General features: G+C 61.5%; 10 protein-coding genes. 8 read left to right on the top strand and 2 right to left on the bottom strand.

The window, feature by feature from the left end:
- Nucleotides 1–158: 158 nt before the first annotated feature.
- The 4 genes from ACZ9XP_RS14575 (at nucleotide 159) to serS (ending at nucleotide 5,111) form a co-directional block, all read left to right on the top strand.
- Nucleotides 159–1,751 (top strand): NAD+ synthase, encoded by a 1,593-nt coding sequence (locus ACZ9XP_RS14575; RefSeq protein ID WP_147684169.1) that lies wholly within the window; start codon nucleotides 159–161, stop codon nucleotides 1,749–1,751.
- A gap of 143 nt (nucleotides 1,752–1,894) precedes the next feature.
- Nucleotides 1,895–2,500, top strand: coding sequence for an outer membrane lipoprotein periplasmic chaperone LolA (lolA, locus tag ACZ9XP_RS14570; RefSeq protein ID WP_147684171.1), 606 nt, complete (start codon nucleotides 1,895–1,897; stop codon nucleotides 2,498–2,500).
- A gap of 4 nt (nucleotides 2,501–2,504) precedes the next feature.
- Complete coding sequence (locus tag ACZ9XP_RS14565) at nucleotides 2,505–3,821, top strand: replication-associated recombination protein A (RefSeq protein WP_147684173.1); 1,317 nt, start codon at nucleotides 2,505–2,507, stop codon at nucleotides 3,819–3,821.
- Between the two features lie 3 nt (nucleotides 3,822–3,824).
- On the top strand, nucleotides 3,825–5,111 hold the full coding sequence (gene serS, locus ACZ9XP_RS14560; RefSeq protein ID WP_147684175.1) for a serine--tRNA ligase: 1,287 nt from the start codon (nucleotides 3,825–3,827) through the stop codon (nucleotides 5,109–5,111).
- A 95-nt stretch (nucleotides 5,112–5,206) separates the two neighbouring features.
- On the opposite strand, the gene ACZ9XP_RS14555 is transcribed toward serS, so the two are convergent.
- Nucleotides 5,207–7,711: an EAL domain-containing protein gene (locus tag ACZ9XP_RS14555; RefSeq protein WP_147684177.1), complete on the bottom strand. Its 2,505-nt coding sequence runs from the start codon at nucleotides 7,709–7,711 to the stop codon at nucleotides 5,207–5,209.
- A 286-nt stretch (nucleotides 7,712–7,997) separates the two neighbouring features.
- On the opposite strand from ACZ9XP_RS14555, the gene ACZ9XP_RS14550 reads away from it, so the two are divergent.
- From ACZ9XP_RS14550 to ACZ9XP_RS14535, 4 genes are all read left to right on the top strand, one after another.
- Nucleotides 7,998–8,651 (top strand): hypothetical protein, encoded by a 654-nt coding sequence (locus ACZ9XP_RS14550; protein WP_465188666.1) that lies wholly within the window; start codon nucleotides 7,998–8,000, stop codon nucleotides 8,649–8,651.
- 100 nt (nucleotides 8,652–8,751) lie between these two features.
- Nucleotides 8,752–12,705, top strand: coding sequence for an ATP-dependent RNA helicase HrpA (hrpA, locus tag ACZ9XP_RS14545; RefSeq protein WP_465188665.1), 3,954 nt, complete (start codon nucleotides 8,752–8,754; stop codon nucleotides 12,703–12,705).
- A 144-nt stretch (nucleotides 12,706–12,849) separates the two neighbouring features.
- Nucleotides 12,850–14,007 carry an HD domain-containing phosphohydrolase gene (locus ACZ9XP_RS14540; RefSeq protein WP_147684183.1) on the top strand — a complete coding sequence of 386 codons (1,158 nt, stop codon included), beginning with the start codon at nucleotides 12,850–12,852 and terminating at the stop codon, nucleotides 14,005–14,007.
- 54 nt (nucleotides 14,008–14,061) lie between these two features.
- Nucleotides 14,062–15,243: an HD domain-containing phosphohydrolase gene (locus ACZ9XP_RS14535; RefSeq protein ID WP_147684186.1), complete on the top strand. Its 1,182-nt coding sequence runs from the start codon at nucleotides 14,062–14,064 to the stop codon at nucleotides 15,241–15,243.
- Between the two features lie 64 nt (nucleotides 15,244–15,307).
- On the opposite strand, the gene ACZ9XP_RS14530 is transcribed toward ACZ9XP_RS14535, so the two are convergent.
- Nucleotides 15,308–16,039: a pseudouridine synthase gene (locus ACZ9XP_RS14530; protein WP_147684188.1), complete on the bottom strand. Its 732-nt coding sequence runs from the start codon at nucleotides 16,037–16,039 to the stop codon at nucleotides 15,308–15,310.

Here is a 16,039-nt window from a genome sequence, read left to right as displayed (position 1 = left end):
CCTGCCTTGCGGCCCGCCTGCCGTGTCTGGCCGCGACACTTTACCCAGCCAAACCCTTGATCGCATTGCGCATTCCCCTGCCAGCGCGGCACCTACCCCCAGCCTGCGCGGCTTCAGGTAGAATTGCGGCATTGCAAAACACACCCCGTGAAAACACGATGCGCATTGCCTTAGCCCAGTTCAACCCGGTTGTTGGTGACATCACCGGCAATACCCAGAAAATCCTGGCCCTGGCCCACGCCGCCATAGCGCAGGGCGCCGACATCCTGGTCACCCCGGAGCTGGCCCTGACCGGCTATAGCCCGGAAGACCTGCTGCTGCGCGACCATTTCTACCGCGCCATCGCCGCCGGCCTGGACGAGCTGGAACAGCTGGACGGCATTACCCTGGTGATCGGCCACCCGGCCAAGCTGGGCAACGAGCGCTTTAACGCCGCCACCGTGCTGCGCGACGGCCACCGCCTGGGCCAGTACCACAAGATGCTGTTGCCCAATAACGAAGTATTCGACGAATGCCGCTACTTCACCCCCGGCGCGGCGCCGCTGGTATTCGAGCAAAACGGCGTACAGGTAGGCGTGCTGATCTGCGAAGACGTGTGGTCCATCGAGCCGGCAGCAGAAGCCGCCGACGCCGGCGCCGACGTGATCGTGTCGCTGAACGCCTCGCCCTTCCACCGCAACAAGATCGACACCCGCCACGACATGCTGCGCTACCGCGTGCAGGAAACCGGCCTGCCCATCGCCTACGTCAACCTGACCGGCGGCCAGGACGAGCTGGTATTCGATGGCGGCTCTTTCGCGCTGAACAAGCAAGGCGAGCTGGTGGCCCAGGCCGCCGCCTACGACGACGAGCTGCTGCTGCTGGACTACGACGGCAATGACCTTACCCCGGCCAGCCAGGCCACCCTGCCCGGCGAGCTGGAAAGCGTGTACCGCGCCCTGGTGGTAGGCGTACGCGACTACATCAACAAAAACGGCTTCCCTGGTGCGCTGCTGGGCCTGTCCGGCGGCATCGACTCCGCCCTGACGCTGGCCATTGCCGTGGACGCGCTGGGCGCCGAGCGCGTGCACGCCGTGATGATGCCGTCGCGCTACACTGCCGACATCAGCGTGGACGACAGCCGCAACATGGTGCAGCGCGTGGGCGTGAAGTACGACGAAATCGAAATCTGGCCCATGTACGAAAGCTTCATGGCCGCACTGGCGCCATCGTTTGACGGCCTGGCCATGGACACCACCGAAGAAAACCTGCAGGCACGCATTCGCGGCACCCTGCTGATGGCGCTGTCCAACAAAACCGGCAAGCTGGTGCTGACCACCGGCAACAAGTCGGAAATGACCACCGGCTACTGCACGCTGTACGGCGACATGGCCGGCGGCTTTGCCGTACTGAAAGACGTGGCCAAGACGCTGGTATTCGACCTGTGCCGCTGGCGCAACACCCAGGGCGACATCATCCCCGAGCGCATCATTACCCGCCCGCCGTCGGCCGAGCTGCGCCCGGACCAGAAAGACCAGGACAGCCTGCCGCCGTACGAGGTGCTGGACGCCATCATGGCACGCTACGTGGAACACAATATGTCGGCCGCCGAGATCATCCGCGACGGCTTTGCCGAAGCCGACGTCAACAAGGTGGTGCGCCTGCTGAAGATCAACGAATACAAGCGCCGCCAGGCGCCGGTAGGGCCGCGCATCACCCACCGCGGCTTCGGCAAAGACTGGCGCTACCCCATCACCAACCGCTTCAGCTAAGCCACCGTTGCGGCCAACCTGCCAGGGTTGGCCGCACACTGCTGGCGGCACGCACTGCCCGCCAGTGTGTTAAGCCTTGTTAAGCAGTGCGAATCCCCCGCCGCCACGGCGGTCACACTGCCATCATCCCCACAAGGAACACCATGAAAACCATCGCCAGCGCCCTGCTCTGCCTTGCCCTCGCCACCCCGGCCCACGCCGCGGCCATTGCCCAGCTCAAACAGTTTGTCAGCAGCACCAAAACCCTGTCTGCCAGCTTTAGCCAGACGGTAAGCAGCAAGGGAAAACAGGAAACCGCCAGCGGCATCATGGAGCTGCAGCGCCCCGGCAAACTGCGCTGGGCGTACAGCAAACCGTTTGAACAGCTCATCGTGGGCGACGGCAATACGCTATGGATTTACGACAAAGAGCTGGCGCAAATCACCAAACGCAAACAGGCCGGCGCACTGGGCAGCAGCCCGGCCGCCCTCTTGGCCGGCAGCAACGCCATCGAGCGTGACTACCTGCTGCGCGAAATGGGCAAGCAAGCCGACGTGGAATGGCTGGCTGCCAGCCCCAAAAAGGCCGACAACACCTTTGAATCCATCAAGATGGGCTTCAGCAACAACCAGCTGGTAGAAATGGAGCTGGGCGACAGCTTTGGCAACCAGACCCGCATCCGCTTTAGCGACATCAAGAAAAACCCGGCGCTGCCTGCGGCCAACTTCAGCTTTACCCCACCCAAGGGTGTAGACCTGGTCAGCGAGTAAGGACATGGACCTGTTTGCACGCGAGCCGCACAAGCCGCTGGCCGAGGCGCTGCGCCCCGCCACACTGGACGACGTGATCGGCCAGCAGCACCTGATTGGCCCTGGCAAACCGCTGCGCATGGCCATCGAGGCACAAGTCCCGCACAGCATGATGTTGTGGGGGCCACCCGGCGTGGGCAAAACCACACTGGCGCGCATTCTGGCCAGTGCTTTCGACGCCGAGTTCATCCCGCTGTCTGCCGTGCTGTCTGGCGTAAAAGACATCCGCGAAGCGGTAGAGCGCGCCCACGCCACGCTGCAACGCAGCGGGCGGCGCACCATTCTGTTTGTTGACGAAGTGCACCGCTTCAACAAAAGCCAGCAGGATGCGTTTTTGCCGTTTGTGGAATCCGGCCTGCTCACCTTTATTGGCGCCACCACCGAAAACCCCTCGTTCGAAGTCAACGCCGCGCTGCTGTCGCGTGCCCAGGTCTACGTGCTCAAGCCGCTGACCCAAGCCGACCTGCACGCCCTGTTCGACCGCGCTGCGGCCAACGGTGCACTGGATGGCCTGGTATTTGACGACGACGCCCGCGCCGCCCTGACCGGCTACGCCGACGGCGACGCCCGCCGCTTCCTGAACCTGCTGGAACAAACCCGCACCGCCGCGCTGGCGCGCAAGACCGCCCGCATCGACAGCACCTTTCTGGCCGAAGTGCTCAGCGTCAACGCCCGGCGTTTCGACAAAGGCGGCGATGCCTTCTACGACCAGATTTCGGCGCTGCACAAATCAGTACGCGGCTCCAACCCCGACGCAGCGCTGTACTGGCTAACGCGCATGCTGGACGGCGGCGCCGACGCGCGCTACCTGGCGCGCCGCATTGTGCGCATGGCGTGGGAAGACATCGGCCTGGCCGACCCGCGCGCCATGCAGATCGCCAACGACGCCGCCACCACCTACGAGCGCCTGGGCAGCCCCGAGGGCGAGCTGGCGCTGGGCCAGGCGGTGATCTACCTGGCCATAGCGGCCAAGAGTAATGCCGGCTACATGGCGTATAATGCTGCCCGCGCCTTCGTGGCAGGCGACAGCTCGCGCCCGGTACCGGTACACTTGCGCAATGCGCCTACCCGGCTGATGAAAGAGCTGGGCTACGGCCACGAATACCGCTACGCCCACGACGAGCCGCACGCCTACGCGGCGGGCGAAACCTATATGCCGGAAGGCCTGGAAGACGTGCGCTGGTATGAGCCGGTACCACGCGGGCTGGAAAGCAAGATTGCCGACAAGCTGGCCTTTTTACGCCAGCTGGATGACGAAGCCAATACCAAGAAACAGGACTGAAACATGCTGGACATTCAACTGCTGCGCAGCAATATCGATGAAGTGGCGGCCCGCCTGGCCGCCCGTGGCTACACACTGGAAGTAGACGCTTTCAACAGCCTGGAAGCCGAACGCAAAGCCCTGCAAACCCGCATGCAGGACCTGCAATCCCAGCGCAACAGCAGCTCCAAGCAGATTGGCATTGCCAAGAAAAACGGCGAAGACGTGTCCGCCATCATGGCGCAGGTTGCCTCGCTGGGCGACGAGCTGAAAGCCGCCGAAGAGGCCTTTGCCGCCGTGCAAAGCCGCCTGGACAACTGGCTGCTGACCATCCCGAACGTGCCGCACGAGTCGGTACCGGCCGGCAGTGACGAAAGCGGCAACGTGGAAGTACGCCGCTGGGGCACCCCGCGCAGCTTTGATTTCGACATCAAAGACCACGTCGACGTGGGCGCACCGCTGGGCCTGGATTTCGAAACCGGCGCCAAGCTGTCCGGCGCACGCTTTACCGTGCTGCGCGCCGACATTGCCCGCCTGCACCGCGCGCTGGCGCAGTTCATGCTGAACACCCACACCGAACAGCACGGCTACAGCGAAACCTACACCCCGTACATCGTGAACAGCGATGTGCTGTACGGCACCGGCCAGCTGCCGAAGTTTGCCGAAGACATGTTCCGCGTAGAGCGCGGTGGCGAAGCCGCTGCCCAGGCGCAATACCTGATTTCCACCTCGGAAATCACCATGACCAATATGGTGCGCGAGTCGGTACTGAAGCACGACGAGCTGCCACTGAAATTTACCGCCCACTCGCCTTGCTTCCGTTCCGAAGCCGGCGCTTACGGCCGTGATACCCGTGGCCTGATTCGGCAGCACCAGTTCGACAAGGTGGAAATGGTGCAGATCGCCCACCCTGACCACTCGTTTGCCGCACTGGACGAAATGGTCGGCCACGCCGAAGTGATTCTGCAGCAGCTGGGCCTGCCCTACCGCGTGATGGCGCTGTGCACCGGCGACATGGGTTTTGGCTCGCACAAGACGTTCGATCTGGAAGTCTGGCTGCCAGCACAGAACACCTACCGCGAGATCAGCTCCTGCTCCAATATGGGCGACTTCCAGGCACGCCGCATGATGGCGCGCTTCAAGGACGCGGACGGCAAAAACCGCTACGTGCACACCCTGAACGGCTCCGGCCTGGCCGTGGGCCGTACGCTGGTGGCGGTACTGGAAAACTACCAGAACGCCGACGGCAGCGTGACGATCCCCGAAGTGCTGCGCCCGTACATGGGTGGCCGCGACAAGATCGGCGGCTAAGCCCTACGCGCACAGGGTTGGCCGCATGCGGCCAACCTGCAAGCAAAAAGCCGATGCACATGCATCGGCTTTTTTGCGCCCGCCACTGCGTAAGCCTAGCGCGCCAGCTCGGCCTGCAGCATGCTGCGGAACGCCTCTGCCGGCATGGGCTTGCCAAACAGATAGCCTTGCGCCATGTGGCAGCCTTCGGCCTGCAGAAAATCGCGGTGCGCCGGCAGCTCCACCCCTTCTGCCACAATGGACAGCCCCAGGCTGCGGCCCATGGAAATAATGGCCGAAGCAATGGCCGCGTCGTCGCGGTCGTGATCCAGGTCCTTGATAAAGGAGCGGTCGATTTTCAGCACCTGCACCGGCAGGCGCTTGAGGTAGGCCAGCGAGGAATAGCCGGTGCCAAAGTCGTCAATCGCCAGTGTCACGCCGATATCACGCAGCCCTTCCAGTGCTTTCATCACCTCCACGTCGGTATCCATGGCCGTGCTTTCGGTCATTTCCAGCTCCAGACAGGCTGCCGGCAAGCCGGTATCGGCCAGGGTTTCGCGCACACTGTCCACAATCTGGCCGAATTTCAGCTGGCGCCCGGACAGGTTTACTGCCACTCGGCCGTGAAAGCCGAAATCGTCCAGCAACGCCTTGCTGAAACGACAGGCCTGCTGCAGCACCCAGCTACCCAGCGGCACAATCAGCGCACATTCTTCGGCCACAGGAATGAACTCGGCAGGCGGCACCATGCCCATCTCCGCGCTCTGCCAGCGTATCAGCGCCTCCATGCCCACCAGGCGGCCACTGGCCACCTCTACTTTAGGCTGGTACCACACCTGGAATTCCTGCTTCATCAGCGCGCGATGCAGGCTGTACTCCAGCTTGAGCCGCGCCATGGCACTGGCGTTCATGTCGGCGGTGTAAAACTGGAAGGTATTCTTGCCACGGCTTTTGGCGCGATACATCGCGGCATCCGCATTCACCAGCAGGCTTTCGGCGGTATTACCATCATCGGGGAACATGGCAATACCCAGGCTGGCTGACACAAACACCTTGTTACCCGCCCCCAGCACCACCTCACCGGTAATATTATCCAGCATGGCTTGCGCCAGGCTGGCCACATTATTCGGCTGGGCAATGCCCGACAGCAGAATGGTGAACTCGTCGCCCGCCAGGCGGGCCGCTACCGCGCCCGGCGGTAGCTGGTTCTGGATGCGGCAGGCGATTTTCACCAGCAGCTCGTCACCGGCCTGGTGGCCCAGCGTGTCGTTAATCAGTTTGAAGCGGTCCAGATCGATGAAAATCAGCGCCAGGCGCTGCTCCTGCTCGATGGCCCGCTCCACGGCCAGCTGCAGTTTTTCGCCAAACAGTGTGCGGTTAGGCAGGCCGGTCAGTGCGTCGTGGTTGGCCAGAAAATGCAGCCGCTCTTCGGCCTGCTTGCGCTGGGTAATATCGGTGAACACCGCTACGTAATGCCGGGCACCGCCATGGCCATCCGGGATAGCGGTAATAGTGAGATGCTCGGTATACAGCAGGCCGCTTTTGCGGCGGTTGACTACCTCGCCCTGCCACATGCCCTGCTGCTTGAGCTGGCCCCACATGCGCTGGTAGAAATCCTCACCTTGGCGGCCGGATTTCAGCAGTGCCGGGGTCTGCCCCACCGCCTCGTCGCGGCTGTAGCCGGTGATGCGGCTAAAGGCAGGGTTCACCGACTGGATCACGCCGTTCGGGTCGGTAATCAGGATGCCTTCCATGGTGGACTCGAACACCTTGTCGGCCAGCTGCAGGCTCTCGCGTGAGCGCAACAGCGCTTCGTCGCGCTCGCGCAGCACCGCACGCAGCTCGGACAAATATTCTTGTTCGATAGACGCCAGAATGTCGGCCATGCTGATGATGGCCAGCAACTTGCCTTCTTCACTTTCCACACCCAGGTGGCGTATCTGGTACTCCATGAACACCTTGCGTGCGGCCAACAAGGTCATGCCAGCCGGTACCGAGCGCAGCGGGTAGCTGGCCAGGTCGGCGGCACAGCGTGTTTCGTCTGGCTGCGCCAGGAAGCGCACCATGTCACGGCGGGTAATGATGCCCCAGCTGCCATCGGGGTAGCGCACCGCCAGCGCCTCTACCGAGAAGTCGCGCATGCATTGCATCACTTCTGCTGCTGGCGCTTCGGCGTAAATCACCACCAGGGACTCACGTGCCAGGCTATCCAGCCGTTTCATGCGCAAAAATAGCTCGGCATCCTGATTCAGCAGAATATCGGTGGCCGACACCACCCCGACCATGCGGCCGGCTTCATCGCGCACAATCAGGTGGCGGACATTGTTTTCCATCAGTACCCGGGTGGCATCCTGCAGCGGGCAGTCCAGGGCAATACCGAGTACCGGGGCGCTCATCACCGCCCCCATGCACTGGCTGGCCATATCGTCCTGGCGCAAGTCCAGCCTGATGGCGTCGGTTTCGGTCCAGATACCTACCGGCTCGCCTTGTGCATCCACTACCACAATCGAGCCGCACAAGGCATCACACATGGCGCGTGCAGCCTCGGCCACCGACATGGTAGGCGGGCAACACAGGACATTTCTGGACACAATGCTTTCAACGGTATGCGATAAGGACACGCCAAACTCCAGAGGACAACAGATAAGTAAACATATATTTACAGTTTACCATCCCATTTGAAAGGCATAGTAAAGAAATGATGCCATCCAATGCAGATACCGCCCGCCAGCTGACGCACCACCTGGCACTGCGGAGTCATCCGTAAATATTACATCATCTTATCAAGAATGCTGGTTGCAGTCATAAAAGTAGCTTTTAAAAGTGCACCATCAGAATAGGCTTCATGTTCTGGCCAAAACAGTCGATAAAGCAGATGCCTATCCGTATATTCTGACTGGAGCCACCATGGACATCAGCAGCATCGGCAGCCGCCCGCCCCTTCCTGCCAGCGCGCCTGCCAATAATACCCCCGCTGCCAGCCAAAGCAGCAGCACCCCGCAGGAAACCGTGGCGCTAGGCCAGCGCACGGTAGACGAAGCCCAGACCTACAGCGACCCACGCAAAACCGCCGCCAAAGAAAAGCCGGACTTGCAAAGCATGCTGGACGAATCCAACCGCAAGGTAGACGAGTTCATGCAGCTACTGGGCGGCATGGTAGAAAAACAGGGGTTGGAGTGGAGCAAGCTGGTCAGCGGTGAACAAAAGCTCAGCGCCGACGCCGAAACCATCGCCAAGGCCAAGGAGGCCGTTTCCGAGGACGGCGAGTTCGGCGTACGCAAAACCGCCGAGCGTATTCTGACGTTCGCCAAAATCGGTATGGGGGACGACCCGGAAAAGCTGGCCACCTTCCGCAAGGCAGTAGAAAAGGGCTTTGATGATGCCGCCAAAATGCTGGGCGGCAAGCTGCCACAGATCAGCGAAGACACCCGCAAGGTGATCATGGCCGAGTTCGACCGCTGGGAAAAAGAAGGCATTCCTACTAGCGACGCCGTCAGCCTGAAGAAAGCCGACAGCGCCGACACCGGCAAAGCACAAACCAGCATCAACACCAGCGCCTGACGCCACCCGGCACCAAGCCAACCAGCCCGCCTAGGCGGGCTTTTTGCTGCCTGCGCTCTGTTATACTGCCGCCTTGTCGAATTTTGCTCTTTAAGCCCGCATGACCACCCCCACCCTGCCCGAACTCAAAGCCGCCCTCTCCACCTGCCTGATTCGCGACCGCCACATCCTGAAACGCAAGCTGCAGGACGCCGAACAGCGCGTGCGCAAACAGCAGCCTGCCGACAAGCTGCTGGCCGACATCGCCGCGCAAATCGCCCGCTCTGCCAGCCGCGCAGCTACGCGCGCCGAGCACCTGCCACGGCCAACGTTTGACGATGCGCTGCCGGTAAACCAGAAGCTGGATGACATCAAGGCGGCCATTGCGGCCAACCAGGTGGTGATCATTTGCGGCGAAACCGGCTCCGGCAAAACCACGCAGCTACCCAAGATCTGCCTGGAGCTGGGCCGTGGCGTGTACGGTCTGATTGGCCACACCCAGCCGCGCAGGTTGGCCGCACGCTCGGTGGCCACGCGTATCGCGCAGGAACTGGGCAGCGAGCTGGGCACCCACGTCGGCTTCAAGGTGCGCTTTAACGACAAACAGTCCGAGCGCAACGTCATCAAGCTGATGACCGACGGTATCCTGCTGGCCGAGACGCAAACCGACCGCTACCTAAGCAACTACGACACCGTCATCATTGACGAGGCGCACGAGCGTAGCCTCAACATTGACTTTCTGCTGGGCTACCTGAAGCAGCTGCTGCCGCGCCGGCCCGACCTGAAAGTGATCATTACCTCGGCCACCATCGACGCCGACCGCTTTGCCCGCCACTTTAACAACGCGCCGGTGATCGAAGTCTCTGGCCGTACCTACCCGGTAGAGGTGCGCTATCGCCCGTTGAAGCAGCGCGACGAAGACGAGCGCGAAATGGAGATGGAAGACGCCATCGTGGAGGCGGTGTCCGAAATCTCGCGCCACGGCGCTGGCGATATCCTGGTCTTCCTGCCTGGCGAGCGCGAAATCCGCGACACCGCTGACAAGCTGCGCCGCAGCGGCATCCGCCACTACGAGATCCTGCCGCTGTTTGCCCGCCTGTCCAACGAAGACCAGCAGAAAATCTTCAAGCCCTCCGGCGGGCGCCGTATCGTGCTGGCCACCAACGTGGCGGAAACCTCGCTGACCGTGCCGGGTATCAAATACGTGATCGATACCGGCCTGGCGCGCATCAAACGCTATAGCCCGCGCGCCAAGGTAGAGCAGCTGCAAGTAGAAAAAATCTCCCAGGCCGCGGCCCGCCAGCGCGCTGGCCGTTGCGGCCGCGTAGAAGCCGGTATCTGCGTGCGCCTGTACGACGAGGCCGACTTTAACGCCCGCAGCGCGTTTACCGACCCGGAAATCGTGCGCAGTAGCCTGGCTGCCGTGATCCTGCGCATGGCCGCGCTGCAGCTGGGCGTGGTAGACCAGTTCCCCTTTATCGAGCCGCCCTCCAGCCGCCTGATTGCCGACGGCTACCAGGTGCTGCAAGAGCTGGGCGCGGTGGACGAACAGCTGGCACTCACCGCCGTGGGCAAGGAGCTGGCGCGTATTCCGGTGGACCCGAAGGTTGGCCGCATGCTGCTGGCCGGGCGCGATTTTGGCTGCGTGCGCGAGGTGCTGATCATCGCTGCCGGCCTGTCCATACAAGACCCGCGCGAGCGGCCGTTCGAGGCACGCGAGGCCGCCGACCGCGCGCACACCCGCTTTAACGACGAAAAGTCCGACTTCCTGTCCTGGCTACACCTGTGGGACTTCTTTGCCGACGCACTGGCCAACAAGCAAAGCAACCGCCAGCTGGTGAACCTGTGCCACGAGCACTTTTTGTCCCACCTGCGCATGCGCGAGTGGCGCGAGCTGCATGCCCAGCTGGTCGACATTGCCGCCGAGCTGGGCCTGATCGACAAGGATAAAGCCCACGCCCCGGCCCCGGTGCAGACCAACCTGGAAACCAGCGCCAAGAAACGCGCCCAGGCCGACACCGTGGCTTACGAAAGGCTGCACAAGGCGCTGCTAACCGGCCTGATCGGCAATATCGGCATGAAATCGCAGGAAAGCGACGATTACACCGGCGCCCGTGGCGGCAGTTTTCTGGTGTTTCCCGGTACCGGCCTGAAAAAACTGCGCCCCAAGTGGGTCGTGGTGGCCGAGCTGGTAGAAACCACCAAACTGTACGGCCGCTGTGTGGCCAAGATCGAGCCGGAATGGGTCGAGGCAGTGGCGCCACACCTGATCCGCCTGCATCACTTTGAGCCGCACTGGGAAAAAGCCCGCGGCGAGGTAGTAGCCAGCGAACGGGTGACGCTGTTTGGCCTGACACTAATAGCGCGCCGCCCGGTAAGCTATGGCCGCATCGCCCCCGAAGAAGCGCGCGAGCTGTTTATCCGCGGCGCACTGGTGGCCATGGAATACGTGAGCAATGCGCCGTTCTTCCAGCGCAACCAGCAGCTGATTCGCGAGGTAGAGCAGCTGGAACACAAGGCGCGCCGCCAGGACGTGCTGGTAGACGAGGAAGCGCTCTACGCCTTTTACGCCGAGCGCATTGCCAGCGACGTGGTAGACGCCGCCAGCTTTGAAGCCTGGCGCAAAACCGCCGAGCAGGCCAACCCGAAAGTGCTGTTCCTCACCCGCGAGGAACTGATGCGCCACGCTGCCGAGCACGTCTCGGAAAACCAGTTTCCCGAGTGGCGCGAGCTGGCCGAAAGCCGCTGCCGCCTGCGCTACCGTTTCGAGCCGAACCACCCGCTGGATGGCGTCACCATCGACTTGCCGCTGGCGGTGCTCAATACCCTGCAGCCGGCCGAGTTCGAATGGCTGGTGCCGGGCATGATCCGCGAAAAACTGCAGGCCATGATCAAGGGCCTGCCCAAGCAATTACGCCGCAGCTGCGTACCGGTACCGGATTTTGTCACCCAGTTCCTGCTGACCGAGCCGGACACCGGCAAGCCGATCGGCCCGCAGCTGGCGCACTTCATCCTGCGCCACACCGGCGGGGTGAAGGTAGACCCGCTGGCCTTTGACGCCATCGAGCTGCCAGCGCACCTGTTGTTCAACTTCCGCATTGTGGACGACGGCAAACAGGAAATCGGCATGGGCCGCGACCTCCTGGCACTGCAAAAACAGTTTGGCCAGGCAGCGCAGCTGACTTTCCGTGACACCAGCGCCGAATTCGAGCGCGACCACGTAGAAGCCTGGGACTTTGGCGAGCTGCCGCAGGCGATACAGTTTGCCCGGGGCCGCCAGCAGCTTACCGGTTTCCCGGCGCTCACCATCGAAACCGACGCCAAGGGCGAGCACGTGGCCATCCGCCTGTTCGACACCGAGGGTGCGGCCAACGTAGCGCACCGCAAGGGGGTAATCCGACTGCTGCAGTACCAGCTGAAAGAGCACATGAAGCAGATGAACAAGGGCCTGCCAGGCATGACCCAGCTGGGCCTGCAGCTACGTGCCGTGTGCAATGTGGACGAACTGCTGCAGGACGCCATTGCGGCCATCTGCGACCGCGCCTTTATCGGTGACGACGAGGTGCCGCGCAGCGAAAAAGCCTTTAACGACCAGAAGGCCCGCGCCCGCACCCGCCTGCCAGCGGTCACCCAGGCAGTGACCGGCTACCTGAACCAGATTGCCGCCGAATACGGCCCGCTCAGCACCAAGCTGCAAAAGCACAAGCTGGGGTTCGAGCTGAAGCAGCAGCTGGAGCGCCTGGTGTACAAAGGCTTTCTGTACGCCACCCCCTGGAGCCAGCTGCCACACCTGCCGCGCTACATGAAGGCGATGAGCCTGCGCATGGACAAGCAGCCGACTAACGCCCAGCGCGATGGCCAGCGCGGCGCAGAAATCCGTGAGCTATGGGCGCGCTGGGAAACCCGCATGGCAGAGGAAGCCGAACGCGGCCAACCTTCGCCGCCACTGCAGGCCTTCCGCTGGCACATCGAGGAGCTGCGTGTGGGGCTGTTTGCCCAAGAACTGAAAACGCCTTACCCGGTATCCGGCAAGCGCCTGGAAAAACTGTGGAGCGAGCTGCCACGCGGTATCTAAGCGCGAAACTGCCACGGCCACACGCCGTGGCAGGCCAAAAACCGCACCTCGGTACAGGCAGGCCCGCTTTATTGCCACGCACGCCAGCCACCGTAGCCGATTTGTGCCAGAATTCCCCCATCAGCCCATTAGCCTCTGCCCACCATGCAAAGCACAGAACAAAGCGCCCCACTGGACCGCATCCTGAAGGTAGGTGAAACCCTGCCAGCCGACATCTATGCGGCCAACGGGCTGCTGCTGCTACGCAAGGGGCACTATGTACTGAACGAAAAACAGCGCGAACGGCTGGTCGCCCTGGGTATGACCCACCCTGCCAGCGCCCTGCCGCCGGTAGAGAGCGACCTGGCCAGGATAAGCGGCGAATTCAGCCCGTTCGAAGAGATTCAGTATGCAGCACGCCACCTGGATTACCTGCTGGGCGCAGGCCTGTCGGCACGCGGCTTCGAGCAGCGCGTACGCGCCCTTGCCAACCGCCTGATCGCTTTTACCGAAAAAGCACCAGACGGCATGCTGGCCTCACTGCTGCTGGTGCCACTGTCCAAGTATTCCTCCGCGCACAGTATTCATGTGGGCATCATTCTGGCGGTGCTGACGCGCAGGCTGGATCTGGATACATCGCCACGCAATAGCCTGATTTCGGCAGCCCTCACCATGAATCTGTCGATTGCCAGCCTGATGGATGACCTGCACCATCAAAGCAGCCCGCTTAGCCAGGAGCAACGCAACCTGATAGAAGGCCACCCGCTGCTGTCGTCGGCCATGTTGCGCGAACTGGGCATTACTGACGAATTGTGGCATCTGCTGGTACAAACTCACCATGAAAAGTGGGATGGCAAAGGCTATCCTTACCGGCTTGATAAAGAGAACATCGAGTCGCTATCGCACCTGCTGCACCTGGCGGACGTAACGGCGGCCAAGCTGGTGCCGCGCACCTACCGCTCTGCCATGAAACCGAATACCGCGCTGGCACAGATCTTCATGGAAGCTAACGCGCTGTTCGATTACCGCTTCACTTCTTTACTGGTGAAGGAGCTGGGCATTTACCCGCCAGGCAGTTTTGTGCAGCTGGCCAACCAGGAAATGGGCGTCGTGCTGAGCCGACGCGAACGCGCCGACGAGCCCTGTGTTGCTGTTTTACGCCGCAACGATGGTGCGCCATACAACAAACCACAGCTGCGCGAAGCAAGCGTACACGAGTACCGTATTCTGCAAGCCATTGACCAAAAACAGATTGGGATCCGCCCGCAGTACCTGGCCAGCTTGTGGGCACGACACCGATCAGGAAGCTCTACTTATAAATAAGCCGACAAGTGATACACTGTATTTATATGCATAACTCGTAAACCCCTGAATGCCATGACCGAGAAAAGCAAGCTGACGGCAGACATGATTCTGGTGGGCAAACAACTGCCTGTGGATGTATATCACCGTAGCGGCATGCTGCTGGTAAAGCAGGGGCACTACGTGCTGACGCCGGAGCAAAAGCAAAAGCTGATCGACCACGGTCAGCTGGATAACGTAGCCAAGGCAACACTGGTAGAAAAAGAGCTGCGTGAGCGGCGCGAGCGACAAGAACGCGAGCGACAAGAACAGGAACGTCGCCAGGCGGCGAACCAGGTACCGAACCCGCTGGTAGAACTGGATCAACTGGCGCACAAAGTGAATGGCCTGCTGCACCGCTACTTCCATGTGCAGCATTTCGGCCATGAAGTCAGCCATGTGGCCAACCGCTTGCTGACCTTGGCCGAAAAGCAACCCGATGGGCTCATTGCGGCCTGCCTGCTGGTACCGTTTAACGACTACGGCAGTATGCATAGCCTGCACACTGCCGCCATGCTGGGTATTCTGGGCCGCCGGCTGAACCTGCCGGTCAAAGAAATGCAGGTGTTGCTGTGCGCCGCCCTCACCATGAATATTGCTGCCACCAAGCTACATACCGAGTTGAGCAAGCAAGAGTCTGCGCTGGATGCGTTGCAAAAGTCGGACATGTACGCTCACCCGCTGCTGTCATCTGCCATCTTGCGTGACCTGGGTGTAGACGACGACCGCTGGCACTTGCTGGTGCAACAGCACCACGAAGAATGGAATGGCTCGGGTTACCCTTATGGCCTGAAAAAAGAAGAGATCGATCCGGGTGCTCACCTGATCCGCCTGACCGATGTACTGACTTCCCTGCTGGTTACCCAGGCGCATCGTGCTGGCCGTTTACCCTCTATTGCGCTAGGGCGGCTATTCAAAGGTGAATTCAGCGAGTTTGACCCACGCTTTGTGGCGCTACTGATCAAAGAATTGGGCATCTATCCGCCTGGCAGCTTTGTCCGCCTGGCCAATAACGAGATTGCCGTGGTGACGCACCGCCCGACTGACAGCAACACCAAGCACCCCAAAGTGGCAGCCATACGCTCGGCCAATGGCGAAATGTATGGCGAGCCCCTGCCACGCAATACCCGCACCAATGAACAAGCCATTGCAGAGCCGGTGTCTTTGAAGGAAGCGGGCGTTCGACCGGCATTTCTGTTGAAAATCTGGAACACCTGATCCCGTGATCAGCACACGCAAAAAGACCCGCAACAGCGGGTCTTTTTGATGGAGCACAAGCAGCTCAGGAGAAATGCTCTTCTGCCGACAAATAGCGCCATTTGCCAGTAGGCAGATCCCCCAGCATGATGGTACCGATGCGGATACGCTTCAGGCCGACCACATGCAGACCCACCAGCTCGCACATACGGCGGATCTGGCGCTTTTTGCCTTCTTTCAGGATAAAGCGCAGCTGGTCCTCGTTTTGCCACCAGACTTTGGCCGGCAGCAGCGCATCGCCATCCAGTGACAGGCCGTGATTCAGCAACTTCAGCCCTTCAGCTGTCAGGTTACCTTCCACCCGCACCAGATACTCTTTCTCTACATCCGAACGCTCGCCAATGATTTCTTTGGCCACGCGGCCGTCTTGCGTCAACACCAGCAGGCCGACCGAGTCGATATCCAGGCGCCCGGCTGGTGCCAGGCCTTTCATATGGTCACGGGTAAAACGGATGCCCGATTTGTCTTCGGCCCAATGGTTATCCGGCGTTATCAGCGCCGCAGCCGGCTGGTAGCCGTTTTCCGCCTGGCTGGACACATAGCCCATGGGTTTGTTGATCAGGATGGTAACGCGCTGCGCTTGCGCCTTGCCCAGACGCTCGTCCAGCTGGATCTGATCGGCTGGCGTCACCTTCTGCCCCAGCACTGCCACCTCGCCATTGACGCGCACCCAGCCCTGCTCGATATAGCTATCCGCCTCGCGACGGGAACACAAGCCCATCTCGGCCATGCGTTTTGACAAGCGTACTGGTTCCAT

It is taken from the genome of Vogesella perlucida, from assembly GCF_979366545.1.
Note: the sequence above shows the minus strand (reverse complement) of the source record. Positions and strands in the feature narration are given on the sequence as shown.

Bases quoted from the DNA above. Each gene is read 5' to 3' on its own strand.
- ACZ9XP_RS14575 (WP_147684169.1), top strand. From the start codon at position 159: ATGCGCATTGCCTTAGCCCAGTTCAACCCGGTTGTTGGTGACATCACC.
- lolA (WP_147684171.1), top strand. From the start codon at position 1,895: ATGAAAACCATCGCCAGCGCCCTGCTCTGCCTTGCCCTCGCCACCCCG.
- ACZ9XP_RS14565 (WP_147684173.1), top strand. From the start codon at position 2,505: ATGGACCTGTTTGCACGCGAGCCGCACAAGCCGCTGGCCGAGGCGCTG.
- serS (WP_147684175.1), top strand. From the start codon at position 3,825: ATGCTGGACATTCAACTGCTGCGCAGCAATATCGATGAAGTGGCGGCC.
- ACZ9XP_RS14550 (WP_465188666.1), top strand. From the start codon at position 7,998: ATGGACATCAGCAGCATCGGCAGCCGCCCGCCCCTTCCTGCCAGCGCG.
- hrpA (WP_465188665.1), top strand. From the start codon at position 8,752: ATGACCACCCCCACCCTGCCCGAACTCAAAGCCGCCCTCTCCACCTGC.
- ACZ9XP_RS14540 (WP_147684183.1), top strand. From the start codon at position 12,850: ATGCAAAGCACAGAACAAAGCGCCCCACTGGACCGCATCCTGAAGGTA.
- ACZ9XP_RS14535 (WP_147684186.1), top strand. From the start codon at position 14,062: ATGACCGAGAAAAGCAAGCTGACGGCAGACATGATTCTGGTGGGCAAA.
- ACZ9XP_RS14530 (WP_147684188.1), bottom strand. From the start codon at position 16,039: ATGGAACCAGTACGCTTGTCAAAACGCATGGCCGAGATGGGCTTGTGT.